At 29.1% G+C, this 26,371-nt stretch carries 24 protein-coding genes; 2 read left to right on the forward strand and 22 right to left on the reverse strand.

What is annotated here, in order from left to right; genetic code table 11:
• Nucleotides 1–218 precede the first annotated feature (218 nt).
• From ACJDT4_RS22540 to ACJDT4_RS22595, 12 genes are all read right to left on the reverse strand, one after another.
• Complete coding sequence (locus ACJDT4_RS22540; protein ID WP_406789869.1) at nucleotides 219–2,303, reverse strand: methyl-accepting chemotaxis protein; 2,085 nt, start codon at nucleotides 2,301–2,303, stop codon at nucleotides 219–221.
• Nucleotides 2,304–2,618: 315 nt separating this feature from the next.
• Nucleotides 2,619–2,921 (reverse strand): MTH1187 family thiamine-binding protein, encoded by a 303-nt coding sequence (locus tag ACJDT4_RS22545; protein ID WP_406789870.1) that lies wholly within the window; start codon nucleotides 2,919–2,921, stop codon nucleotides 2,619–2,621.
• Between the two features lie 68 nt (nucleotides 2,922–2,989).
• Nucleotides 2,990–3,343 (reverse strand): PPC domain-containing protein, encoded by a 354-nt coding sequence (locus tag ACJDT4_RS22550; RefSeq protein ID WP_406789871.1) that lies wholly within the window; start codon nucleotides 3,341–3,343, stop codon nucleotides 2,990–2,992.
• A gap of 543 nt (nucleotides 3,344–3,886) precedes the next feature.
• Nucleotides 3,887–5,296 (reverse strand): S8 family peptidase, encoded by a 1,410-nt coding sequence (locus ACJDT4_RS22555; protein ID WP_406789872.1) that lies wholly within the window; start codon nucleotides 5,294–5,296, stop codon nucleotides 3,887–3,889.
• 152 nt (nucleotides 5,297–5,448) lie between these two features.
• The gene (locus tag ACJDT4_RS22560) at nucleotides 5,449–6,687 is read right to left on the reverse strand and encodes an ABC transporter permease (RefSeq protein ID WP_406789873.1); all 1,239 of its coding nucleotides are present in this window, start codon (nucleotides 6,685–6,687) and stop codon (nucleotides 5,449–5,451) included.
• A 4-nt stretch (nucleotides 6,688–6,691) separates the two neighbouring features.
• Nucleotides 6,692–7,852: an efflux RND transporter periplasmic adaptor subunit gene (locus tag ACJDT4_RS22565; RefSeq protein ID WP_406789874.1), complete on the reverse strand. Its 1,161-nt coding sequence runs from the start codon at nucleotides 7,850–7,852 to the stop codon at nucleotides 6,692–6,694.
• Nucleotides 7,853–7,863: 11 nt separating this feature from the next.
• The gene (locus ACJDT4_RS22570; protein ID WP_406789875.1) at nucleotides 7,864–8,691 is read right to left on the reverse strand and encodes a carbohydrate ABC transporter permease; all 828 of its coding nucleotides are present in this window, start codon (nucleotides 8,689–8,691) and stop codon (nucleotides 7,864–7,866) included.
• 4 nt (nucleotides 8,692–8,695) lie between these two features.
• On the reverse strand, nucleotides 8,696–9,586 hold the full coding sequence (locus ACJDT4_RS22575) for a carbohydrate ABC transporter permease (protein ID WP_406789876.1): 891 nt from the start codon (nucleotides 9,584–9,586) through the stop codon (nucleotides 8,696–8,698).
• Between the two features lie 89 nt (nucleotides 9,587–9,675).
• Nucleotides 9,676–10,110: a hypothetical protein gene (locus ACJDT4_RS22580; protein WP_406789877.1), complete on the reverse strand. Its 435-nt coding sequence runs from the start codon at nucleotides 10,108–10,110 to the stop codon at nucleotides 9,676–9,678.
• 17 nt (nucleotides 10,111–10,127) lie between these two features.
• A complete protein-coding gene (locus ACJDT4_RS22585; RefSeq protein ID WP_406789878.1) occupies nucleotides 10,128–11,483 on the reverse strand; it encodes an ABC transporter substrate-binding protein in 1,356 nt (451 codons plus the stop codon).
• Between the two features lie 56 nt (nucleotides 11,484–11,539).
• Complete coding sequence (locus ACJDT4_RS22590) at nucleotides 11,540–11,971, reverse strand: hypothetical protein (RefSeq protein ID WP_406789879.1); 432 nt, start codon at nucleotides 11,969–11,971, stop codon at nucleotides 11,540–11,542.
• A 73-nt stretch (nucleotides 11,972–12,044) separates the two neighbouring features.
• On the reverse strand, nucleotides 12,045–13,427 hold the full coding sequence (locus ACJDT4_RS22595; protein WP_406789880.1) for an ABC transporter substrate-binding protein: 1,383 nt from the start codon (nucleotides 13,425–13,427) through the stop codon (nucleotides 12,045–12,047).
• A gap of 419 nt (nucleotides 13,428–13,846) precedes the next feature.
• On the opposite strand from ACJDT4_RS22595, the gene ACJDT4_RS22600 reads away from it, so the two are divergent.
• Nucleotides 13,847–15,814 carry a methyl-accepting chemotaxis protein gene (locus ACJDT4_RS22600; protein ID WP_406789881.1) on the forward strand — a complete coding sequence of 656 codons (1,968 nt, stop codon included), beginning with the start codon at nucleotides 13,847–13,849 and terminating at the stop codon, nucleotides 15,812–15,814.
• 95 nt (nucleotides 15,815–15,909) lie between these two features.
• On the opposite strand, the gene ACJDT4_RS22605 is transcribed toward ACJDT4_RS22600, so the two are convergent.
• Nucleotides 15,910–17,109, reverse strand: a complete 1,200-nt coding sequence (locus ACJDT4_RS22605; RefSeq protein WP_406789882.1) for an HD-GYP domain-containing protein — start codon at nucleotides 17,107–17,109, stop codon at nucleotides 15,910–15,912.
• A gap of 60 nt (nucleotides 17,110–17,169) precedes the next feature.
• On the reverse strand, nucleotides 17,170–18,063 hold the full coding sequence (locus ACJDT4_RS22610; protein ID WP_406789883.1) for a D-alanyl-D-alanine carboxypeptidase family protein: 894 nt from the start codon (nucleotides 18,061–18,063) through the stop codon (nucleotides 17,170–17,172).
• Nucleotides 18,064–18,635: 572 nt separating this feature from the next.
• Here ACJDT4_RS22610 and ACJDT4_RS22615 point away from each other — a divergent pair.
• Complete coding sequence (locus tag ACJDT4_RS22615) at nucleotides 18,636–19,013, forward strand: L,D-transpeptidase (RefSeq protein ID WP_406789884.1); 378 nt, start codon at nucleotides 18,636–18,638, stop codon at nucleotides 19,011–19,013.
• A 481-nt stretch (nucleotides 19,014–19,494) separates the two neighbouring features.
• On the opposite strand, the gene ACJDT4_RS22620 is transcribed toward ACJDT4_RS22615, so the two are convergent.
• The 8 genes from ACJDT4_RS22620 to ACJDT4_RS22655 form a co-directional block, all read right to left on the reverse strand.
• On the reverse strand, nucleotides 19,495–20,067 hold the full coding sequence (locus ACJDT4_RS22620) for a hypothetical protein (RefSeq protein ID WP_406789885.1): 573 nt from the start codon (nucleotides 20,065–20,067) through the stop codon (nucleotides 19,495–19,497).
• Complete coding sequence (locus ACJDT4_RS22625; protein WP_406789886.1) at nucleotides 20,054–21,205, reverse strand: sensor histidine kinase; 1,152 nt, start codon at nucleotides 21,203–21,205, stop codon at nucleotides 20,054–20,056. Before ACJDT4_RS22625 ends, ACJDT4_RS22620 begins: the two co-directional genes overlap by 14 nt.
• Nucleotides 21,206–21,222: 17 nt before the next feature.
• Nucleotides 21,223–22,305, reverse strand: coding sequence for a sensor histidine kinase (locus tag ACJDT4_RS22630; protein WP_406789887.1), 1,083 nt, complete (start codon nucleotides 22,303–22,305; stop codon nucleotides 21,223–21,225).
• A 21-nt stretch (nucleotides 22,306–22,326) separates the two neighbouring features.
• Complete coding sequence (locus tag ACJDT4_RS22635; RefSeq protein ID WP_406789888.1) at nucleotides 22,327–23,025, reverse strand: response regulator transcription factor; 699 nt, start codon at nucleotides 23,023–23,025, stop codon at nucleotides 22,327–22,329.
• Nucleotides 23,026–23,212: 187 nt separating this feature from the next.
• Nucleotides 23,213–23,374: a hypothetical protein gene (locus ACJDT4_RS22640; protein WP_406789889.1), complete on the reverse strand. Its 162-nt coding sequence runs from the start codon at nucleotides 23,372–23,374 to the stop codon at nucleotides 23,213–23,215.
• Nucleotides 23,375–23,581: 207 nt separating this feature from the next.
• On the reverse strand, nucleotides 23,582–23,905 hold the full coding sequence (locus tag ACJDT4_RS22645; RefSeq protein WP_406789890.1) for a hypothetical protein: 324 nt from the start codon (nucleotides 23,903–23,905) through the stop codon (nucleotides 23,582–23,584).
• Between the two features lie 125 nt (nucleotides 23,906–24,030).
• Complete coding sequence (locus tag ACJDT4_RS22650) at nucleotides 24,031–24,513, reverse strand: hypothetical protein (RefSeq protein ID WP_406789891.1); 483 nt, start codon at nucleotides 24,511–24,513, stop codon at nucleotides 24,031–24,033.
• A 219-nt stretch (nucleotides 24,514–24,732) separates the two neighbouring features.
• Nucleotides 24,733–26,133 (reverse strand): ABC transporter substrate-binding protein, encoded by a 1,401-nt coding sequence (locus ACJDT4_RS22655; RefSeq protein WP_406789892.1) that lies wholly within the window; start codon nucleotides 26,131–26,133, stop codon nucleotides 24,733–24,735.
• Between the last annotated feature and the right edge of the window lie 238 nt (nucleotides 26,134–26,371).

A 26,371-nucleotide genomic window follows, 5' to 3' on the forward strand; every position in this document is an offset into this window, starting at 1 on the left:
GTACAAAGGAATTTTTTCCTTGTACTACCGTGGTAGCAAAGTAACAGTGCTGAAGGAACAATTTAAAAAAATCCAATAAATCTTGGTGGAAAAATCTTAAAATACTTAGATATTTCAATCTGTTTGAGCTTTTTTTTAGCGAGTTATTGAAATATCTTAGGATTTTGCGATTTTTTCACCTTAGATTTATGGATTTTTTTTAATGTTCCAAAGCACTGTTACTTTGCAATTTTAAATGCTTTTATTTCATCATTTAAATTGTTTGATACATCTTTTAGTTGCAGTGCAAAGTTGTTCATCTCATTCATAGATGCTGTCTGCTGCTGTGTTGCAGCTGAAACCTCTTCTGAAGAACTAGAAAGATTAGTAGCCATTTCTGCGGCCTTATTTAATACATCTAGTACTTCATTTCTGCTAGTATCTACATTTTCTATACTCTTTGAAATATTTTTAACCTTTATAATCACATTATTAACTGATGAAGCAATATCGCTAAATATTAATTTTGTATCTTTGACAGCAGCATTTTGATCATCTGCAACACTGTTAGCATAATTAATAGCTTCACTAGCTTCAGCTACATCATTTTGAATTGTATCAAGTATTTCTTTAACTTTGCTGCTAGCATTTGAAGTACCTTCAGATAATTTTCTTACCTCCTCAGCTACTACTGAAAATCCCTTACCATGTTCACCAGCTCTTGCAGCTTCTATTGCTGCATTTAATGCTAGCAAATTAGTTTGCTCTGAAATCGCTGATATAGTTTCTACTATTTCTCCAATACTATTAGCTTTATCATTGAGTAAATTAATTACCTTGGCAACTTTTTTAATAACTTCATTATTTTTATTAGATTCACCTTCAAGTTTGTCTATAACTTTTACTCCTCTGTTATTTGAATTAACAGTTTCCTCTGTTGACGCCATCATTCTTTCTACATCACTCATCATTTTCTCTAATTCATTTGAAAGATTATTCGCTGCATTTAAACCATTTTCAGCTCCAACCGCCTGATCTTGTGCACCTTCAGCTATATTTGTAATGGTCCCTGCTATTTCTTCAATTGCCTTTACATTTTCATTTGCTACACTTACAAGTGAAGAAGATGATAAAGTTACTTTACCTGATGTTTCTGATATTTTATTAATTAATTTCTTCATGTCATCTATCATTGAATTAAAACTATTACTTAAATCTCCTATTTCATTTTTAGAGTTATAATAGCTATGTACAGTTAAATCACCCTGAGAAGCCTTTTCCATAAGTGCCTTAAGTTTAATTATAGGATTGGTTAAGCTTTGTACCGAATAAAGTGTTATTAAAATTATTAACACAACCACAATTACTAAAATAGTGATGTTTATATACTGAATATTTTTAATTGGTTGAAGTGCTACTGACTTATCTTGAACCGTAATAACCGCCCATTTATCTGAGCTTCCTGGAATACTTATACTATTATAAACGCACATTTGATTCTTGCCGTCATTATCTACATATTCTATATTTCCAGATTCACCTTTTAATGCATTTGCCACTGAATTACCCAATTTTTCTGGTACTTTAATATCAACCTGCTTAGTTTTTTGTGAACCATCACTGTTCATCATTACTTTACCGCTTGCATCCTTAAGCATTACAGTTTTCTTTTTAGTTTTATAATTATACATTTGAGCAACCTGATTTTTATCCGGATGTGCAATGACAGTACCATCTCCATCAATTATATATGTATAACTTCCCTTTTGGGTATTGCTTTTTTCTACTAAAGATTGAAGAGAATCAAGCTTTAAATCTGCTCCAAAAACACTAATAAGCTTCTTAGCTTGGTCATAAATAGGCAAAATTATAGAACATACAGTTGAATTATTAGATACAGAATAATAAGATTTTGTTACAAATGGTTCTTTATCCTTAATAATTTTGATGAACCACCATCTCTTTGATCTATCTGCTAATTTCCCACTGTTTCTGGCCGTCTGCATACCTTTAGTATCCTGAATATAAAACAAATCAAAATATTTGTTTCTATTAATACTACTAACTAAAACGCTTTTTTGTTTATCTGGCACCAAACTCTTTACATCGTTGTTATTAACAATTTCTTCTGAAACTGAATACGCTTTTTGCACAAAACTTTGTACATCCTTTGAAACAGAATTTGCAATAACCTTGTTGTTATTTTTAACTTGCGATTTTATAGCATCTGATGCCAAAAAATAGTAGCTTAAATCTACAATAGCTATTGGAATTAAGACTAGTGCTAAAATTAGTACTATGAACTGCTTTTTTATAGATTTCATAAATTTCCTCCCAGTAAAGATAAACTACCCTAAAACTTAAAATTTATTTGTACCAAAATGTGTGTTTCTAACATTACAGTACATAAATTCCAATAGTTGAAGCTGTTTATCTATAATTGATTTAAAAAACTTACTTTACATCATACTATATTTTTCGTACTTTCTCTACATTATTTTATAACTACTATATTAAAAAATAGACTAAAAAAAATTGAAGAGAACATTTAGTACTCTTCAATTAAAAATTTTAATTTCATTATCGCAGTTACAGTAAACATGACCATTTTCTCATAAAATTGAAATATCCCTTTATTATTACTTTAATTTCTCCATAACAGAATTCAATTTTTGACTCATAGTTGATTTCTTATCTCTTCTATCATCAATTTTTATGTAAGTTTCTACTCTTTCAGCTCCATTTTCAAAAGGAACCTCATGCATTTTTCTTACAATCTCTAAAATCACATCAAGCTCGCCCTCTAAAATTGTTCCCATAGGTGTAAGCTGATATTTTATCCTAGTTTCATCCTGTAATACTTTTTCACAAGCTGCAACATAACTACTCAAACTAGTTGAACCTGTTCCAACTGGAAATATTGTTGCCTCCGCAATTGCCATTTCTTATCACTTCTCTCTCATAATTTCATTTTGATACTGTATTTTAAACTTATTAAAAATGACCGTAACTATTCCTTAATTCTTACATTAACATTTCCTTTAAATTTATATAAACTAATCATCACAGTATATTCTCCTGTTTTATTTATCGTTACTTGTTCTTTTCCATTTAAATTTGTTTCAAAATTATTTATTACTTTTTCATTTGGATCAATTAACTGTATTTTTAACTCTCCACTTTTAACCTTAGAATTGTATCTAATATTAACCTTATCACCCTTTTGGGCTGAAAAACTTCCTGTTGAACTTTGCGTAACTGGAGAACTACATGTCTTGCTTATACTTGTTACATCATGCTTGCAACCTGATAAAAAAATCAATAAAAACGCTAACAAAACAGTTACAATCCTAGTTTTTTTCATAAATATATTCTCCTATCATATAAATCCTACCTAATACCAATACTAACATATTATGGAGTTTATAACAAGTAAACTGAAAATTAGTGAAGTAATATTGACTTAGGATATTAAATAAAGCTTTATTTAATATCCCAAATCAACATCACTTCGCTTAGCCCGAAAAGCAAGGAGAATATACATATATACGAGGTTTCACAATAAAAATAGTGATAAATTGTTTAAATAATGCACTATAAAGATTCACACCAAAATTCCGTAGGAACGGAGGGATTTTTTCCTTGCACTACCGTGGGAGTGAAGTAACAATGCTGAAGGAACGATTTAAAAAAATTATAATAAATCTTGGTTCAAAAATTGTAAAATGCTTAGATATTTCAATCTGTTTGAGCAACGCGAGTTATTGGAATATCTTAGTATTTTATAATTTTTGAACCTTAGATTTATAGGACTTATTATTGAAAGTGCTTTTATCTTATTCTAGAAGGATAATGGGCTGACGCCCAAACCTCGGGCATGTTTATGCGACGAAGCATTGTTACTTCACTAATCTTGACCTTTTAACAACTTATAAGCATTTACCAAGCCATGTCCATAATACATTTCTGTAGGATCATTATTTAATTTTTCACAACTACTATATATTATCTTAGATATTTTCTTCGTTCCTACATTACCATATTTACATATTGCAAGTGCTGCTACAGCTGAAACTTTTGGTGTGGACATAGAAGTACCTGCCATAAAAGCATACCCTCTGTTAAGATATGAGCTTAAACATAAATCATAATAATCAGATTTATCTACATTCAAAAGATCTCCTCCTGGTGCTGTCACATCTACAAAGCCTCGTCCATAATTAGAATATGAAGCTAATTTGTCAGTTGGTCCAACTGCTGAAACGCCTATAACTCCTTTAACTGATGCTGGTAGTTCATAGCCCAAGCCCTCATAGGTAAATGCTTTATCAGTATTCTGGCTATTTATATAATTTGTAACACTTTTTTTATTATCACAATTTAAAGCTTCATTTCCTACTGCTGCAACTACAACTACATTGTGCTTTATAGCATATTTAACGGCCCTTTTATATATATCCATATCTGCTATATCATTCCCTACTCTCTTAACCTTTCCAGTTTTAGGATCTTTCCAAAAGCACTTTCCTTTCAATCCATAACCACCTAAACTTAAGCTTATAACATTAACTCCATCATCTGTTGCTTTAATTATTGAATTAACTATAATTGATGTATCTGTAGTTCCTTCTTTTCCAAAAACTCTATAAGCCTTGATTCCAATATTAGGAGCAACTCCTTTAATTCTTCCATTTCCTGCTATAGTTCCCGCCACGTGACTGCCATGCCCATTTCTATCCTGTATATCACTTTTGTCTCCAGTTTCAGTACTATCATTTTTATAATTAGCTGGCACAAAATTTTCTCCGCCTAATATGTTTGGTTTTAAATCAGGATGATTTTCATCTATTCCTGAATCTATTATACCTACAACTACATTATGATTTCCAGTTCCAAGTTTATAGCTTTCACCGTCATTAGTCACTTTTTTTATATCCCACTGATATTTGTCGTATAGATCTGAAGCTTCACTTGAAACAGCTTTTTCTTCATTAAAACTTATAACTTTTTCAGATGGTAATTTCATTTCTAATGAAGGAGAAATTGATTCTACACCTGAACATTCTAAAATTTGTGGTACTATTTCATCACTACATTTAACTTTCAAAGCACCTATCTTAGGAAACTCAGAAACAACTTGTCCACCAGATTTGGTAACCAATTTCTCAACATCATGGTTAATATTATCAGCAAAAGTTATTGATAAATTCGTTTTCTGTTTAGAAACACCTTCTGCTTTAATATTATAGCTAGGATTGGCCATAAAAGAGATTAATAAAATAAGTAAGAAACATAAGTATTTTTTAATTTTCTTCATTTTTATCCCCCTTTTTAGTAAGATATTTTATTCGTCTTGATAATACATCATTATTACTTAAATGTAAATATGTTGTTAATATGTAAAACAAAAAAAATACATCCAGTTTTTATTATTAAACCAGATGTATTTTTGTTTATAGATAAACCAGCTCAACTACAAATATTTTCTTTAGCTTCAGAATGACAGTGAGCTAATGCCCAAACCAAATGCATAACTCCTGCAGCTAATGCAGCAACCTCTCCTAAAAGGACAAAAGCTTCTGTTTTACCCACAATAGCTAAATACCTATTATAAACATTACTTATACCATTCTCATTTGCATTATTAAGCTGAATATTAGAAATAATAGTCGTTCTATAGAAGCTAACATCAAAAATATTTTCAGAAGGTAAATACTTATTTTGAATGACTAGATTAAATTTAATCAAATTAAACACAGTAGCAATTCCCACAATGCATATAAATACCTTACTAAACAGAATCAAAATTTCCTTCTTATTATTTAATATTACTTCTTTTAAATAGCTGACTCTCAATTTTTCTTTAAAAAGCAACTTAATTTCGCAAATAAACTTTAATATAAGCTTTATAAAAAAGGCAATTACAATACAACCAACTATAAAATATAGTATCTTTATGTTCTGCAGCACTATTTGCTTTGAAACTGTATAATTCACAGATTTATACAAAGGCATCTTATCATTTAAAGCCTTACTAAGCTTATCATTTATAGCTTTTTCATCATAATTTTTTGTTTCCCTTGTTGCCATTATATCAATGAAAGACTTATCCTTTTTATCTTGGTCAGAATATGCTGTATACGGAACATAAATTCTTTCATATCCATCCTCAGCTGCACTATACAGTAAGGATTTATTTTCTTTATACACTCCCACAATTCTATACTTTGAGTTACCAACATTTAAAGTGCTACCTATTACATCAACGCTCTTAAATAGTGAATTTGCCAGTACATCACTTACTATGGCAACCTTGCTTCCATACTTTACAGTTAAAAAATCTAATTTTCCACCTCTTATCATTCTAAAAGGATACAAATCAAAATAATTTTCATCTGTAAGTACTATTTTTGTTCTTATAGCTTCTTCTGTCTTCATTTCTTTTTGTGGAGACACTCCATATTTGTTTGTTACACTAGACGTCATTTCTTTGCAGCCAGTAAGTTCCAAATCTTTGTACTTATTTTTTACTTTGCTAAGTTCATCAAAGGTAATACCCCCGCTTGCGCTATTAATGCTTTTATATTCAATTACATTTGATACATTCTTATTTACATTAAAGTTAAGATAATTACTCATTATGATTAAAACAATTAAAATACTAAAGCTTACTATTAATTTAAATTTTGTAATCTTACCTATATGCATGTGATCACCTCGATGCAGCTGTAAAAGTACATTTTACTTCATCATTATCGCTAATAGGCTTAGAAGTATTAGTTACAATGCCGCCGCTTAACTGTGAATTACTTTCTGCTTTAATTGAACAGTTCATGCTGTCAAAAGCAACTACCTGTACCTGTACTTTTTTTACAGAACTTTCTTCACCAAGAGTGCCACCGCCAGCGCTAAATTCATACACATAATCTATACCATTTTCTTCATATAAGCAGCTCTTTGGTATTACATTATTATATCGTTTAGTACTTCCTTGAGTAGTTATTGTAACCTTATCATCTTTTTTCAAATTGCTTTTATCGTTTATATCTGCGTAAATTTCATATTCATCTCTTCCAGAGTTGTATATTTTTTTTGAAACTACTCCTGTTACTGATGAAGCTTTTGAATCTTTATCATCATCTCCGCTAATAACATTTACTTTGGTACCAACTGAAAATTTATCATCATCTTTATATGGAACTGCCCATTTTACACAAAGGCTAGGTTCATTACTTACAATTTCAAATAATGCACTACTACTTTGACCTAAATCATCCCCTGATCCTAAACTATCCGAATCACCTGAAGCTCCACTTGAACCTTCATCTTGGCCGTTTAAAGAAGACTCTCCACTATTTTTTGAATTTATACTTACTATTTTTCCATCAACATCTGAAAGAATGCTTCCATCATCTGTTAAGCCTTTTCTTATTGTCTTATACTTTGCATTTTCTGTATCAAGCTTATACTGATCTTCATTAATTTTATTTTGATCTGGAGTTGATGCTTTCTTTAAGGTATCAATTTCATCTTGAAGCTGCATTATAACCGCCTTTTCTTCTCTTTCCTTCAAGTTTATTGCATCATTATCTACCTTTGCAAGCACATCTCCCTTTTTTACACTTTGATTTAATTTTACACTAATTTCCTTAACAGACCAGCTTGGCATTGAATATATTTTATGTGTATCTTCATAATCTATTGTTCCTGTACCTTCAAAACCATCACCTATTGTTCCAGGCTTTAAATAAGCCACAGTAACTTCAGGAAGCAGCATATTTTTTACTGTTTTTGAAAGATACGTACAAAGTACAACAATTACTATAAACACTATAATGCTTATATTCACTATTTTATTTCTTTTACTTTTCATATACACTTACCTCACTTCATATCTAGATGTTGTATTCCCTGAAGTAGTTCTTCTTCACCTTTGAGAAACATAAATATCGAAGGCAGCATAAACATTACACCACAGGCAAATGCAACTCCAAGCTCATTTTCATTAATTTGAGACAAAAAAGTTGAAAGGGGCTGCTTTTGCTCTGATAAGAGTATTAGTGGCTGCTCAATCATGTTCCAATTATCAACAAAGCTTAGTATTGCAAGAGAAACCACTGCTCCCTTGCACTGAGGAATAATAATCTTAAATAAAATCTGCAGATGACCTGCTCCATCAACTTTTGCAGCTTGACACTCTTCGTCGGGGATAGCCTTTAAAAATTGTGTCATTAAAAACACCCCAAAGGTTGAAAACATTGCTGGAAATATTACCGCTGCATAAGAACCAACTAAATTAAGTTTCTTCATAATAATGTATATTGGCACAAGGGTTACCTGATATGGCATTATCATAAGCAAAATAAACATAAAAAATATTTCTTGCTTAAATTTAAATCTTATCTTGGCAAAAGCATATGCTCCAAAAATTGATATTAATATTTGTCCAATAACTGCCGGTACAGTTAGTATTATAGAATTCCAAAATTTCAGTAAAAAATCAGGCTTTCTAAGTAAAATAGTGTAGTATTGAATCATCGTAAAGCCATTCGGTATAATGTGAAATTTAAAATTTTGAGCAGCTGTCTTTACTTCATCCTCACCCATTAAAGAACTTGAAATCATGTATACAACCGGAAATATTGCACATAAAGCAAAAAAAATTAGCACTACATATTCAAAAAACGCTGCTATTTTATTTTTTTGTCTCATAACTCTACACCTCATACTTCTTTTGGAACTTAAACAAATAATAAACTGCAAGTCCTACAAATATAAAAACTATTACAGATGCTGTTGAAAGTCTTTGATAATTTAAATTTGTAAAATTATTATTCATAAAGTGCTGCAACATATATATACTTGAATCTGGATATTGCCCAGAAAGCAAATAAGCTTCCCTATAAATTCTAAGTGAGTTTATTATTGAAATTATGAATACAAAAAATATTGTTGGTACAAGAAGCGGCAAGGTTATCTTAAAAAAGGCTTTTGTTTCACTGCAGCCATCTATTGAAGCCGCTTCGTAATATTCCTTAGGTATATTATTTAAACCTGCAAGAAATATTATCATGTTATACCCACAATTTTTCCATACATATAGCAAAACCAGTATAAAAAATGACCAACCGGTTTTAAGGTAATCAGGTCCTACAACTCCAAATTTCAAAAGCATCCCATTAACTACGCCGGATTCAGCAAAAAATATTTGCCATACAAGTATTACTGAAGCTATTGGTATAACTAATGGAAAAGTAAGTACTGTTCTAAAAAATGATGCTTTTTTTATTTTACTATTTAACACAAGTGTAACTCCAAGGGAAACAATAATAACTAATGGAACAGCTATTACATTAAATAACACTGTATTTTTAACTGCTAATTTAAAAGAAGAATTTTGAAATAAATCTATAAAATTTTGAAAGCCAACAAATTCTATGTCTCCAGCTCCCTCTGTAAAACAGTACATTAAACTTATTAAAAACGGAACTGCGAAAAAAAACAAAAATCCAAATATTGAAGGTCCTGCAAAAATATAACCTATAAGGTTTTCCTTTTTCTTTAAGCTTGAGTCTTCTATTTTAATAAGTTCTTTACAATTTTCCATCTAAAAACCTCCTCCTTCCTTTTTAGGCATCTGAAAGAAGATACCTTAATTGCTATTTTAATATTAACAGTGCTATCATTAAGATAACGTTAATTACGCTGATTAACTTGTAGTATTCTTATATTTTTAGCTGTAATAGCTGTACCATCACTTTCACCAAAAATAGTTATAACTCTTCCAACCTTTAATTCACTCTTGTTACCAGCTTTATCTGTATGTGTTTTTCCCTGATCATAAGTGACCCTTAATGTATATTGTGTATTCTTTTGAACTTTAACTTTCAACATTTCTCCTTTTCCACCACTTGCACATCTATTGTGTCCTAAATGTTCAATAGTACTTTTTTCAACTGAAAGTTCTCCACCATTGATTTCTCTTATTGTTCCATCTAGATTATTAATATTTTTCGGCAAATTTACTACTTTAGATACATTTCTACTAGCATTATGCAATCTATTGAAACCAAAAAATCCTCCTGTAATAGCAACTATAATAATCACAGCAAATATAATTTTATTTTTCATATAAATACATCCCCATTTTATTCATTAATATATAATTTAACTTTGTCTTTTAAAACTTTAAGAGCTTCATCATAAGATTTTTTATTTTCAAAATAAGGTTTAAAACTTTCCATTATTAATTTTTCTATTGTTGGATCAATTATTTTAGCTTCACTTATATTTCCTGTAACATCATCATAGTATTTCTCAATATCATTAGATGGCTTAATAAGTGTAAGTTTTTCAGAACCACTAGGATCAGAAAGGACTATTGAATCTTTTCCATTAAATTGCTTTAAATAATTACTTTTTATGTCTTCCGCTGTACCTCTATTGACGGGGATTGAATTTATATTTTTCTGTGCTTTTTGAGATAATGCAATTTTTATAAAGTTATATGCTGCTTTTTTATTACTGGTCTTTTTATTTATGGCCATACAATCTTCTACTTTTGCTATTACCTCATTCTGTCCTCTATTGTAAGTTGGCATGGTGCCCATTACTACATCTTCTCCAGTTAATGCTTTTATCTTCGATTGCGATTGTAATAAACCTAATGGATAGCTAAGCACTGCTTCATCATCTGAAAAAAGTGTTTTTCCATTTTGAAGTGCTTCTACTCCTTCTTCACCTGAATGGCCTGAAAAACTTTCTGCTTTAAGTGTTAAATTGTATATTTTTTTATAATTATCAATTATATTTTTAAATTCTTTTTTATCAAAATATACTTTTTTATTTTCATAATCAATAAAATCAATTCCACTGCTTGCTATAAAATCTGTAATTTTTATTGGATATGCAAAAAGTGTTTTTTTACTATTTTCACTTGTATTTAAAAATTTAGAACTTATTTCTTCTACAAAATTATCTTCATTCATACTTTTATCTAATTTAATATTGTTTTTATCCATTAGCTGTTTTGTTGATAAGTATCCACTAACAGAATAATCTATTGGAAGTACAAACAATTTATTTTTATATACTCCAGAATTAATAACATTCATATTATAATTTTTACTATCACCTTTAAAAAAAGTTTTTAAATCAGTTAAAACATCACTTTTTTCAAGTATTTTTTCATTTACATAATTTGTATTAAAAAATAATATATCTGGTCCAGAACCTGATAATGTATCACTTAAAAGTTTTTGATTATATTTCTGTGCATCATTAAACACTACTTTTTCTATTTTTATACTAGGGTACTTATTTTTAAATTCATCAATAATAGACTTAAGAATTGGAGTTTCTCCTCCTCCCTGCTCTTCGCTATAAATCTTAAGTGTATTCATATTCTCAGCTTTAAAACCTTTTTTATTAAGAACAGGATAAATTCCTATAACAGCTGCAATTATTAAAACTACAGCGATAATTATAATTTTATTTTTTTTCATTTCCTCTCCTCTCAAATACAACTAATCACCATAATAATAATTTTTTTGAGTATGCCTTAATTAAATTCCATTAAAACTACAGTTTCAGCTGTAATAGTGCCATCAGCTCCACTTTTTCCCCACACACTAACTAATTTATCTACCTTTATATCACTCAAACTTCCAGCTTGATCTTTTGCTTCTGCCTTACTCTTGTTAATACTATAAATAGTTCTTTTTATAACTTTGGTATCTTTATTGCATTTAAATTTAATCGTTTGCCCTGTATCCTGATTCATAGTTCTATTGCCTTGTTTAATAACCTTCTGCTTAGAAACTGTAAAAATTTCATTATCTACCTTATTAACATAACCGTATAAATCTCCATATTCCTTTATAATAGCTTTATTTAAAACATTGGCTGTATGTGCTGTATAAATTTTATAACCCAAAACTGCTATTATTAAAATTATTACCACTGCAATTAAAGTTCTCACCATAGTTTTCATTTCTTCACCCCTCTATATATAGACAACTTGGAATATTAAAATTGGAGCCTCCAATCTTTCAGTTTGTTTATCTTTACTCATTTAAATATACCTTTACTTTTTCTTGTAAATTTTTAAACACACTATCATAAGAATCCTTGCCCTCTAAATATGGCATTAAACATTTCATTATCAAATCATCTAAGGTAGGGTCATAAGCTTCAGTTTTTTCTATATCCTGTGTTATTTTATTATAGTAAGCTTCAAACTTATTAGATGGTTTTAACATAGTCACGCTTCCATCATGTTTACTAATCTCTTCAGTCTTACCCACTTCATCTTTTAAATACTGATTAAAAGTTATATCTCTAAATTTTTTACCAGCTGGTATATTTTGAAGAGGCACATAATTACCCTTAGACTCTATTTTTATTTCTGTAGATAATGCAGTTTTTATAAAATTGTATGCTGCTTCTTTATTCTTGGAACTTTTATTAATTGCCATGCATTCTCCTGCCATTGCAATTACTTTATCTCCTCCATTATATGTTGGCATGCTATTTATAATCTGTGTTTCTCCTGTTACTCCCTTTATTTTAGATTCTGATTCCAAAAGATCCCTAAGAGCTAATCTATCATCTGAAAAAAGAGTAGTTCCTGCCTTAATTGCATCGTATCCCTCTTCACCAGAAGTACCAGTAATTTCAGCTTGCTTTGGAGAAGAATTATATATTTTTTTATAATTGTCTATTATCTTTTTAAATTCAGGCTTATCAAAGTGAGTTTTTTTATTTTCATAATCAACAAAATCAATTCCACTACTTGCTAAAAAGCTAGTAATACTCATTGGGTAAGCAAATAATGTTTTATTCTTGCTGCCATTTATTGAAGATATATATTTGCTAGCTGCTTCAATAAAATCATTTTGAGACATATTATTTTTTAAATTTATATCATTATTTTTTAACAGCTTATCTGTAGTTATATAGCTATTAACATAGTAATCTAATGGTATAAATGTCATTTTTCCATTGTACTTACCTGCATTTAATACAGCTTTATTATAATTTTCCGCATCAAAGTCCTTGTCGTTTTCAATAAATGGTTTTAAATCTGTAAGTATTTGTGACTTTTGCATTGAATGCACATTAAGTTCCTCTGGATCAAAGTACAACACATCAGGACCATTTCCAGCCAAACTATCAGCTAAAAGTTTTTTTGAATACTGATTGTTTTCCACAGAAACAGGTGTTTCTTTAATATTTATATTTGGATATTTCTTTTTAAAATTATCTATCCATGCCTGCATCTCCGGATGAGTTTTTCCTGCAATCTGCATAACATATACCTTTAGATTATTTGATTTTCCTAAGCTAATACCTTTAACTCCATTTTTATTAAGAACAGGATATATTCCTGCTGCAGCTATAATAATCACAAACCCAACAGCTACCAACCTTTTCCTACTAATCTTCATTGCTATTACCACCTCTTCTATAAGACAACTTTAAAACTTTTTGTTTAAAATAAATTTAATTAAACCTTAAGAAATATAAAGATAAACCACTTCAAAATTAAAATTTATATTATAAAATGCATAGTAATCGTTGCCAGAGTAAGTATATTCCATATCATGCAATTATACATCATTTACTTTTTTTACTACGTACCGATAATAAAATGGAGTTGCCGCACTAAAAATTATTGTTTAACATGTTTTAGTACCACAGCTCCATTAATATTTTGTTTAAGGAAGTGTTTATTATATTTAAATTAAGTTCTAGTATACGTTATAAAATTGTTGCTGCTATATCTATATGTTGTCTTTTTACTTCACTAATTATATCTATCATATGCATTTTTCAAAGCAAAGCCGCTATAAAAAGCGAATCGCAATTGAGACTTGCTGAACTTTCTAAAAATAAGTCTAATAATTTAAACACGTTAATTTTAAATACAGAAAATACTGCTAACAATATTTCTAATTTGATATCATCAAATTATGATGATGTCAAAGCTTCAAAGGATACAAATTATGCTAGCTCATATGTTGATTTTTTAGATCCATCAATTAAAAAAATTGGTGAGAAGGGAAGCAACGTTCTTGGAATTACTCTTATATTAAATCCTGATATAACTAAAAATTTATACCAAATTTGTTATGAAGGTTCAACAACAAACAGAGATTTTATAAAAAAAACTAAGTTTAATATAAATCAATTTAACGAAAGTAACAGAAGTATGTCCTGGTATTATAATCCTATAAAGCAGGGTAAAGGAATATGGAGTGATCCTCATGTAGATGCCAACAATAAAAACGATACATCCATAAGAATCACCTATACAGCACCTATTTACAAGGATAATAAACTAGTTGCAGTACTAGCAATAGATTTATTTTTTAATGATTATGTTAAAATGATCAACAATATAAAAGTTTACAATAGTGGATATGCTTTTCTTTTGAATAAAAATTTTGATTTTTTAGTAGATAAGAATTTTACTTCAAAAGATAATTTCGCAAAAATTGAAAATGGGAAATTAAAATCTGCTGCAGAAGCTATATCTAATAATAAAGAAGGTTTTGTTTATGTAACTATGAATGGTAAATCCTCTATACTCGGATACAACAAATTAGAAAATGGTAATATACTGGTTATAAATGCTACTACAAATGAAGTGTTAAGCAAAATGAACTCTCTTCAAATAGTTATCATTCTTACCACTATAATACTTATTATTATATTCTCAATTTTAGCATTCTATATTGGTAAAAAGATTGCTCAGCCAATTATCTTAACAACTAGGCTAGTAAAAAAGGCTTCTAATTTTGATTTAAGTGATGATGATAGTTGTAATACATTTCTAAATTCAAGTGATGAAATTGGTGAACTTACTAGATCCTTTATTTTTATGAAAAAAGAAATAGTTTCACTTATTAAAAATATACTTGATAATTCACAGGATTTAAGTGCCGCTAGTGAAGAGCTTTCTGCGACTGTTGAAGAACTTACTTCAAAGTTCTATGAGATAAATGGTGAAACAAAGAAAATTTCAAGCAAAGTCAACGAGACAAGCTTGTCGTCGGAAGAAATAACAATTTCTTTAGAAAATATTGAATCAAATGTTATAAAGTTGAATGATAAATCCAATGAAGGAAACAAAAATTCAATAAAATCCAAAGATAATGCTTTAGAAATACAAAACAAAAGTAAAATATCAATACAAAATATTGAAAAAAACTTCAATGAAAAGGAGAGAAACATTCTTCAAGCTATCGAGGATGGTAAGGTTGTCGAAACTATTAAAATTATGGCAGATACAATTGCAAATATAGCTGAGCAGACTAATCTTTTAGCACTTAATGCAGCAATTGAAGCTGCAAGAGCTGGAGAACAGGGTAAGGGATTTGCTGTTGTATCAGAAGAAGTAAGAAAACTTGCAGAGCAATCCTCTAATGCCGTAGTAAATATTCAAAATACTATTGGTGAAGTTGAAGCTGCATTTAATAATCTTTCTCAAAATAGTAGCGATATTTTAAGCTTCATAAGAGAAAATGTTCAAACAGAACTTAAAAATATGGGTTCAATAGGCAGCCAGTACTACGATGATGCAAACTTTATAAGTTCTATGTCAAATGGAATAACTTCTATGACAAGGGAACTTTCATCTACAATGGAAAAGGTTACAGCTGGCATGAGAAATATGTCTAAACTTGCTCAAAGTTCTTCTAAAAGTACAACTGTAATAAAAGAAAGCATTGATGAAGTTTCACAAGGTATTGATCAAATTGCAAATACAGCTCAAAACCAAGCTGAAATGGCTCAAAAATTAAATGAAATGGTACTTAAATTTAAACTGTAAAAAAATATGATGCTACATTAATAATTAAGATCACTTAAAGTGGCTGTCGTACTAAAAAATTAATCCGGCAGCCACTTTGTGTACAAGAAATCAAGCTATGTAAGTGAAAAAACAAAATTAATATCACTTACTATACTTCCATCTATATATCCACCTTGAACCATATCATTCATTATATTCATAACCGTAGTATGTTTCAGCGGTTTTCTATACGGTCTTTCCTCTGTAAGTGCTTGATAAATATCTATACAACCCATTAACCTTGAATTAAAATCTAGCTCGTCTCCTTTTTTACCATAAGGATATCCTGCTCCATTTAATTTTTCATGATGATTGGAAGCCCATTCTGTTATATCCTCAAACCCATCGATTTGTGACAATGCTGCTCTAGTATAATAAGTATGAGATTTTATCATATAAAATTCATCTTCGGTAAGCTTCCTTGGACTATCAAGTATTGTGTTAGGGATTGCAAGCTTGCCTAAATCATGCAAGTTAGCAGCAATAATAAGCTTTGTTTTTTCTTCTTCAGCATATTTATAGTAATCAGCCATAATCCCAGCCTTTTCTGCAATTCCTTTAGAATGTCTTCTTGTAAACTTTGACTTTGAATCTATTATTTTTGAAAAAACATCAGTTATATTTAGTATTTCCTTCAAACTTAACTCTAAATCAAACTCATGAACGCCCCTACTCAAAGCTAAATTTATAAAATTATCTTTAAAATCAAGTATAAAACTCTCGTTACTTTCTAATTGTAAAAATATGCTGCATATTTCCGGATTAAATATCTTACCACTTTGTTCCATTACAAAATTCCTTATCTCTTTTCTATTATTTGCATCTATTTTATCAAGTTCAAATTTATTTTCTAAGTAATCAGCAAAGAAAATAATTTGTGATATTATTGGAGTTTGAGAACCTTTAAGCTTATAAAATCCAGTTCCATCATATGCTTCATGATGATATTTTATTATATCCACTCTCTTTTTCAAAAATGGATAATTAACTATATTATTTTCTCCTATTATACAGTGTTCTATTTTACGTTCTTCTTCATTTGTCTCATCTTTTACATCCCTACTGCTTGCTTCACATATACCATTATCATGCAGTATAGCAAGTGACACTATATCATATAGATCTTCATCTTTAAATCCCAATTTTTCAGCTATCCTTAAGGCCGCATATGCAACTCTTTTACCATGATTTGTACTTCTTCCCCTTATATCTATTTCAACAAAATCAAGTGCAAGCGATACAGCCATTAGAAATTGATTTAAATTAAATTTCATAATATAATCACCTCTTTATGCTATAAATTATACTATGAAAGCTTAATTTAGTATATATGATTAAAGTTTTCCATAACTCCAGTCTATGATTTTTTCCATATCAACATCTACTGTTTGTTCATTAGTTGAACTCAACACAATTCCTATCATTTTTTTATTATTTCTTTCATAATATGCAACTAAGCATCTACCTGCTGCTGCTGTATAACCCGTTTTTCCTGCTATGCATCCCTTAATGCCAAGGAGCTTGTTAGTATTTTCTAAATGAATATATCTTCCTCTTGTTTTAATATCATCGCTTTTTTCTTCAATAGTGTTCATTATCCAAGGATAATTATATACGTTTTTAGCAATCTTACTAAGATCATATGCAGTTGTATAATGATTTTCATTAGGCAGCCCATTTGCATTTGCAAAGTGACTTTCTTTAAGACCAAGTGAAGAAGCTTTTTCATTCATCTTTTCAGCAAAAGTTGGTATATTTCCCGCTACATTTTCTCCTATAGCCTCAGCAACATCATTAGCAGAATATATAAGCATTGCCTTCATTGCTGTATCCCCTCTTAGGTTTTCACCTACTATTAAATCCAGCTTACTTTGTGGCTGCATTTTTGAATCTCTTGTATAAGTTATTAAGCTATTTTTATTTTCACTATCAGCAAATACCTGTGCAGTTAAAAGCTTAGTAGTACTTGCTGGATACATTCGTCTATGTATATTTTTAGCATATATTATTTTATTATCACTTACATCTAATGTTAACGCCGACACAGAAGTCACTGAAGGAATTTCATTATATTGGTTATCTTCTGCTACCTTTCCTTGTGTTTTAATCAAAGAATTTGTGTTCTTTGAGCTAAACACCTGAACTACTTTTCCAATATTACCGCTAAACAAAATCCATACAAATATTATTATAAAAATTCCAACTATACATTTTAATATATATTTCATAACCTTTATCCTTCCTTTTTCTAATAATCTTTTTTAATGATATCAAGTAAACTATTAAGATAACGTTAACTTCCTTGTATTTGTCACTTCATATAAATAATTTTAAAACCTATAATTTAAAATACTTTTAATTAAAGCTTAAGAAACATAAAGATTGTGAAGTAACAATGCTTCGTCACATAAACATATACGAGGTTTGGGCGTAAGCCCATTATCCTTCTAGAATAAGCTAAAAGCACTTTGAATAAAAAAATCCTATAAATCTAAGATTTATTAGGATTTTTCAAATCATTCCTTCAGCATTTTAAAATCTCGTTAACAGTGTATTTTTCGTAGAGAAACAGATTATAGAGAGAAAATAACATTTTGTTCATGAATCACATGGGCTTATGCCCAAACTCCTATCTTAGTAGGACTAATTTATTGGTTTTATCTATAATTAAGTAGGGACTATTTTAAAGTTCATGAATCACATGGGCTTCGCCCAAACTCCTATATGTGTATATTCCTTCACTATCTTTGTATAAGTTTAATATTATACTTATATAATTATTTTTTTAGGAGTTAAAATAATGTTTTATTGTTTATATCCATACAATAATGCTTATAGATCTATATATCGAATACTTATAAATACAAGTGCTCACAAACTTACCTTATTTAGAAACAATATCGTTTATAAAACATATACAGTTGCTACAGGAAAACCGTCTACACCAACCCCTAAAGGAACTTTTAAAATAATTAACCGAGCAATAAATCCTGGGGGACCATTTGGCGCAAGATGGCTTGGTTTAAATGCACCAAATGGAGATTATGGAATCCATGGTACAAATAATCCATCCTCTATTGGAAAAAGTGTTTCCAATGGCTGCATAAGAATGTTTAACGAACAAGTTATTGAACTTAGCAACCTTGTTCCAATAGGCACTATAGTCACAATCATATAAATAATGCTAACTAACGCAAAACAAAAGAATTTGCTGACCGAAAGCAGCAAATAGTGAAAGCTTTGACGATGTATCGCACGTCAAAAGTGAAAGGATTTACTTTCGGTAAACAGTGAAGGTTGCTTTTCCTCCATTACATTACGAAAAATCTTCTAATATAGGTTTAGGCAAAACACATTAAATTATTTTTCGTGGTAAAATGGGCTACAAAAATTCACGCCTAAAATTCCATAGGTACGGAGGAATTTTTTCCTTGCACTACTGTGGAAGCGAAGTAACAATGCTGAAGGAACAGTTTAAAAAGATTCTAATAAATCTTGATAAAAAAATCCTAAAATCCTTAGAGGTTTCAATCTGTTTGAGCAAAGCGAGTTATTGAACCCTCTTAGGATCTTAGGATTTTTTTATCTTAGATTTATAGAACCTTTTTAATGCGACGAAGTATTGTTACTTCGCATTATTTGCTTATGTGTAAATTCAGTTACTTTGGTCTCATAAAATATATAGCTGGGCTTTTGCTCTTGCCATTACGCATAGTTTTATAAGTTACATTTCTAATATGATAACAGCTTCCATACTCAGTTAACTGATTGTCGAATATATAGGCATCTTTATGGGAACTATCTGTCCAACTTTTGAATATATACGTATGGTCTGGAGTTTCATTTGCATTTCCCGATGGAGCTGCAAAACAAATATCACCTGGTTTAAGCTTGTCTAAATCATAGTATTTTTTATATCCTTTCTTTAGTAGAAACTCTGTAAGCTGAGTAGTATTTCCAACATCTGTAGGCACATCAAGTCCGGCTGCCCTAAGTGCGCCAGATGCAAAATAAACACAGGTATTAGTGTAAATGCCACTATTCAATCTAGCTGCCTCATCTATATTTTTTCTCCTATTAGAAGTAACACTTAAATAATTTACAACTGCTACCGAAACCTTTTCTAAGGACTTTCTTCTTAAATATGAACTCACTATTTTAAAAGCTGCTATTATTAAAACTAATGTTAAAGCTATAATAATATATTTTTTCTTATCCTTAATCTTGTTCATGAGCCTTCTCCTCCTCCAAGCATGGAAGTTCTATTTTAAAGGTAGTTTTTGAAGCATTACTCTCTACAGTAATCTTTCCATTATGTAATTCCACTATATTTTTTGTTATAGCAAGTCCAAGCCCTGAGCCACCTATTTCACTAGATCTTGCTTTATCAACTCTATAAAATCTCTGAAAAATATATGGTAAATCCATTGGTGGTATCGGTTCACCATAATTAGTAAATTCTAAACTTACTTTAGAAGCAATTTTACTTACGGATATATCCATAAACCTACTACTTTTAGAATATTTAATACAATTAAATATCAAATTTTCAAAGGCTCTTGCAAGCTTAAAACTATCACCCAAAACATACATCTTCTCATCGCTTACCTTTAATCTACATTCAATATTTGCCTTCTTGAAATTCACTCTGTGTTCTACAGCTAACTGTTTAATTAACTCTATAATGTTTACTTTTGTCTTGGTAATTTTTATTCCATAATTATTTAAGGTTGTAAGCTCAAAAAGATCATCTATTAAAACCTTTAGACCCTTTGTTTTATTTAAAGCTATATTTACATAGCTTCTAAGGATAAATTCATCCTCATATTCATCATTGTCTACAAGCTTTAAATAGCCTAATATTGATGTAAGAGGAGTTCGCAAATCATGAGAAATACTTGTTATCAAATTTATTTTTGTCTGTTCCGATTTTTTTTGCTCTTCTAAGGCTGAATTAAATTTCTCCATGATTTTGTTAATATTTTCAGAAAACTTTCCAAGATCATCTTCAGAAACACTTTGAATTCGGATTTGAAAATTTCCATTTATTGCAGATTTTACAGTATAATTTATTTTTAAAAACAAAGCTATCTTTTTCCTGAATATTAAATGACAATATGCAGCCAAAATTACAGCAAACTCAAAATACCCCATTATATCATATAGTGACCTTAAAGCATCTCGTGCTCTTTCCAGTTTATTAAACATTGCAGGTAAATATACTCTAAGTAGCTCATCAACTATATTTTTAAAATACTGAATTAGCTCTCCAGTTATAATCGTAAGCACTAATGCTATTATTAGCAGCAGAATAATTTTAAATTCAGTTTTATAGGCATCAAATTTTTTGGGTTTCATGCTCTTTTCCATCATGCACCTCTCTATTTTCACTCTAAACATGGAAGTTCTATTCTAAAAGTAGTTTTTAAAATGTTACTTTCAACACTTATTTTTCCATCGTGTAATTCTACTATATTTTTTGTTATGGCAAGTTCCAAACCCGAACCACTATTTTCATTATCTTCCCGCTTATTAGTTCTATAAAATCTTTGAAAAATATACGGTATATCCATAGGTGGTATTGACTGTCCATAATTTGTAAATTCCAAAATAACTTTAGAAGCAGCCCTAGCTACTGATATATCTATAAACTCACTCCTTTTTGAATATTTTACGCAATTAAAAATTAAATTTTCAAAAGCTCTTACAAGCTTATTACTATCACCTAAAACATGTAATTTTTCATCAATCATGTTAAGTCTGCACTCTATATTTGCCTTCTTAAAATTTGCTTTATGTTCTATAATCATCTGCTTTAATAGCTCTACAATATTAATTTTATTTTTAGAAATTTTTGTTCCATAATTATTTAAGGTTGTAAGCTCAAAAAGATCATCTATTAAAACCTTTAATTTTTTTGTCTTGACTAAAGCCATATTTACATAACTTCTAATTGTAAATTCATCCTCATCCACAAAGTTTAAGTTCTTTAGAATTGATGTAACTGGAGCACGGAGATCATAAGAAACACTTGTTATTAAATCTATTTTTGTTTGCTCTGCTTTTTTTTCTTGTTCTAAAACCAAGCTAAATTTGTTCATAACTTTATTAATATTTTGGGAAAGCCTTCCAAGTTCATCTTCTGAATTATTATTAATGCGAATTTTAAAATTTCCGTTTGCCATATCTTTTACAATACTATTCATCTCTAAAAAAGCAATTACTTTTTTCCTACATGCTATATGAAAATATATTATAAGGATTAAAACAAATTCTATCTTTCCAAATCTACTTATTGTAGATGTGAGAACGCTAGGATATTGCATATTACTTAACTGCAATATATTTTTTATTACACGCCCAATAAAATCAATTAGCAAAACACCTATGTCTGAAGATATTAATCCTATCACAATCATAAAAACAATTTTAAATTCCATTTTATAAATATCGAGCTTTTTTATCTTCATATTTTTTCCTCCTATAATGCATTATGGTTTTTCAATTTTATAGCCAACTCCCCAAACCGTATGAATAAGCTTTTCTCCTTCAAGCTGACTTTCAATTTTATCTCTAAGGTTACTTATATGAACCATAACAGTATTATTAGATTGAAAATATTTTTCCTTCCAAACTCTCTCAAATATCTCCTCTGCACTAAAAACTCTTCCAGGACTATTTGCTAAAAGAAATAGTATATCAAACTCCCTTGCAGTTAAAGTAATTGGCTTATCACATACAAATACAGAATGAGTTGATTTTTTAATAGCTACTTGCCCCAATTGCAGCAAATCATCATTTTTCTTCTCATCTTTTTTATCAAATAAATAAGTTCTTCTAAGAAGCGTTTTCACCCTAACAACAAACTCCAGTTCATCAAAAGGTTTTGTTATGTAATCATCTGCCCCCGTCAAAAGACCTGCAATTTTATCATTATTTTGAACTTTAGCACTAAGCAATATAATTGGTATATTGAGATTTTGGCGTATTCTCCTTACAACTTCAAGTCCATCTATTCCCGGCATCATGATATCTAGAACTACAAGCTTAGGCTTTTCTTCCTCTACAAGCTTCAAGGCTGTATTTCCATTCATTGCTTTAATAACCGTGTAGCCCTCATTATTTAAATATATTGAAATTAAATTAAGGATTTCTTTATCATCATCTACAATTAAAATTTTCTCATTCATTTTATCACCTCAGATAAAAGTCATTAAAGATAAACCACTATGAAACTTAAAATTTATTTGTACCAATTGCCATCTTCTGTGCATTTTCGTGCACATGAATTTCAATAGTTGAAGCGGTTTATTTATATTAATTATAAACTAAAATTTAATTATTATGTCTGAAGTAATTAAAAATAAATCTTAAGAATTATAAAGATTTACTTTTATTATTAGGTGAATGTATAATCTGATATTTACAATTTAAATCAAAAGCATCCAAACTGCTTAAAATTATATATCCTAAAATTGATATTAAAAAAACTATTACTAATGAACTTATAAATAATCTATAATTTTCTTTATTTTTCATCTTAACCTCTCACATAAAATAATTTGTTATAATCAATAGCTTAATTTTAATAGTTAAAAATTACAGAGCAGTATAAAAATTTATTAAGATTTTCTTAATTATAGGCCGTTATCTTATGTTATTAATTTTAATTATATTTGTTTAAGATAATTTAAAATAAATCTTAAGAATTATAAAGATTTACTTTTAGTTGAATAAAAAAAGAATCTATATGAATAAATATCTTATAGATCCTTTATTTATGCTATTTGTATAGTAAAAATAGTTAAGATAAACTAAACTTATCATTAGCAAAGTTTTAATTTCAGTGGCTACTTTATTAATTTTTGACTTCATTATACTTGATTTATTATTTGCTTTTCTAAAATCAGCTGCATAATAGCTTTTTCTATTAGGAGGATGAACAATTTTATATTGATACCTTAAATCAAAAATTCTAATAGTATATAAAATCGCACATCCTGAAATTGCTATAAAAAGAGCTATTATTAATGAAATTATAAATATATTATAATTTCTCCTACCTTTCATTTTATACTCTCCATGTCAAGATAATCGAAGTCATAATTTATTAAACTTTCTTCTATATAAGTAATTTTAATCCTACTATCTTAATATTACTTTAAATAAATCCTAAGAAATATAAAAATAATACTTCAACTATTAACTTCTCTAAATATTTTTATTTTAGTTGCTTTAAACAAGCCTTCTTCTTCTCTACCCCATATAGTTAAAGTTGACCTTATTTTAATATCACTAATTTTCCCACTACTTATATTAGATTTTTTTGTTTCTCTATCGTAATTATCTATTAATATATTTGCATTATCAATCTCTACTTTTTTGCCTTTTTGAATTTTCCCACCCATAGATCCTCCATCTTTAGTTCGCTTTCCTTTAACTATATCTACTGTAATTTCATTTCCATTTAAATCTGTAACAGTGCAAAGACCTTTCAAATCTCCTAATTTATCCACAATTTCCTTATCATCATTCTTATTATTCAAGCTAGTTAAATTTGTGCTATTATTTTTTACATTTAATAGTTTTGGTATATTTATTACAACTACATATCCAAATATACATAACAAAATAAGTACTATAATCAAAACAACATTTTTTTTAATGATTCTTTTCATTTTAATTTCACTTCCTATTTAACATTCTTAAATCACATAAACCTACATGGGGCTTGAGCTTCAGCCCATTATCCTTCTTGAACATAATTTTAGTCACTTAGAAACTTCGCCCAAACCCCCATAGCTTAGTAAGACTTATATTTAGGATTTTCCGTTATTTTTCAGAAGACTAATTTATAGTTCATGAATCACATGGGCTTCGCCCAAACCCCCATATGTTTACTCATTAATATACAGTTTAACTTTATTTTCTAGCGTTTTAAGTGCACTGTCATAGGAAGATTTCCCTTCAAAATATGGAGCCATGCAATCCTGAATTAGTTTATCTACATCGCTGTCTAAAATTTTAACTTCATCTACTTTATTTGTTATTTTGTCATAATACTTATTAAGATCATCTGATGGTGCTTGTAATGTTACTTTTTCGTATTCTCTATCTTTCTTGCCAACCCACTTTTTTGAGTATTCATTTTTTACATCTATTTGTGCTTTTTTATTTATAGGTGGAGCATAAAATTTATCACCAGACTGCGTTTTTTCAGATAAAGCTACTTTTATAAAATCATAGGCTGCCTTCTTGTTTTTTGTCTTTTTACTCATGCCAATTAAATCTCCAACAATTGCAATCGTCTTATTTCCACCATTATAAGTTGGAAAGCTATTAATAATTTGAGTTTGTCCAGTAAGGCTTTTTATTAACGATTCAGAATTAAAAATCTCTGAACCATATGCATATGATTGATCGGTTGAAAAAAGCGTAGAGCCATTCTTTATTCCTTGAAGTCCTTCTTCACCACTGGTGTTATTAGTTGGTTTAGGAGTTGAGTTATATATTTTTTTGTAATTTTCCATTATATTTTTAAATTCTGGCTTATCAAAATTCATTTTCCTGTTATCATAATCTATACATTCAAAACCACTGCTTGCTATAAACTGGCCCACATCTATTGATGCTGCAAAAAGGTTTTTTCCATTAGTATTTTTAGCCTGTGAAATATAACCAGCTGCTGCTTTTATAAAATCATTCTGAGTCATATTACTATCAAGCTTCACATTATTTTTTTCCAATAATTCCTTTGTAGTTATATAAGCAGGAACATAATAATCTACTGGTACAAAAGTTAATTTTCCTTTATATAAGCCAGTATTTAAAAGCTTTGAGTCATAGTCTTCTTTGTTAAAATCCTTATCTTTTTCTATATATGGCTTTAAGTCGCAAAGCAAACCAGACTTTTGGAAAGCCCTTGCATTAGTATATACTGTATTACAATATATTATATCTGGACCTTCTCCAGCCAAAGTATCACTCAAAATACTCTTGCTATACTTTTGAAAACCATTATCATTTTCATCAAACTTTACAATATTTATTTTTTCATTAGGATATTTTGCTTTAAACTCATTTACAATAGGTTCTATATCAACATCAAGTTTACCATTATAAGACAAAGCATAAATGGTTATTGCATCTGGGTTTTTTAATTTAAAAACTTTATTACCAACCCTATTGCTAAAAGTTAAAGCCTTTTTACTAATTACTGGATACATACCAATTGCAATTACAATTACAATAAGTGCACCGATTATTATCTTTTTCTTTTTAATTTTACCACTCATCATCATTTTCCCTCTTTCATTATAGCTTGCATTCATATTATCAAATTAAGTATTAAGCTATCGTTAAGAGGGAACCACAGCTTGGTATTGCTAGTTTATTGGGTTTACCCTTATTATGGAGAAGACTAATTTATAGTTCATGAATCACATGGGCTCCGCCCAAACAATGTCATCAACTTAAGAAACCTTACAATAAATTGAAGTGATATAAAATTTGATTTAAAAATTACTTTGCTAAAAA

Origin of the sequence: Clostridium neuense, assembly GCF_045310695.1 — a bacterium.
GTDB lineage: Bacteria > Bacillota > Clostridia > Clostridiales > Clostridiaceae > Clostridium_S > Clostridium_S neuense.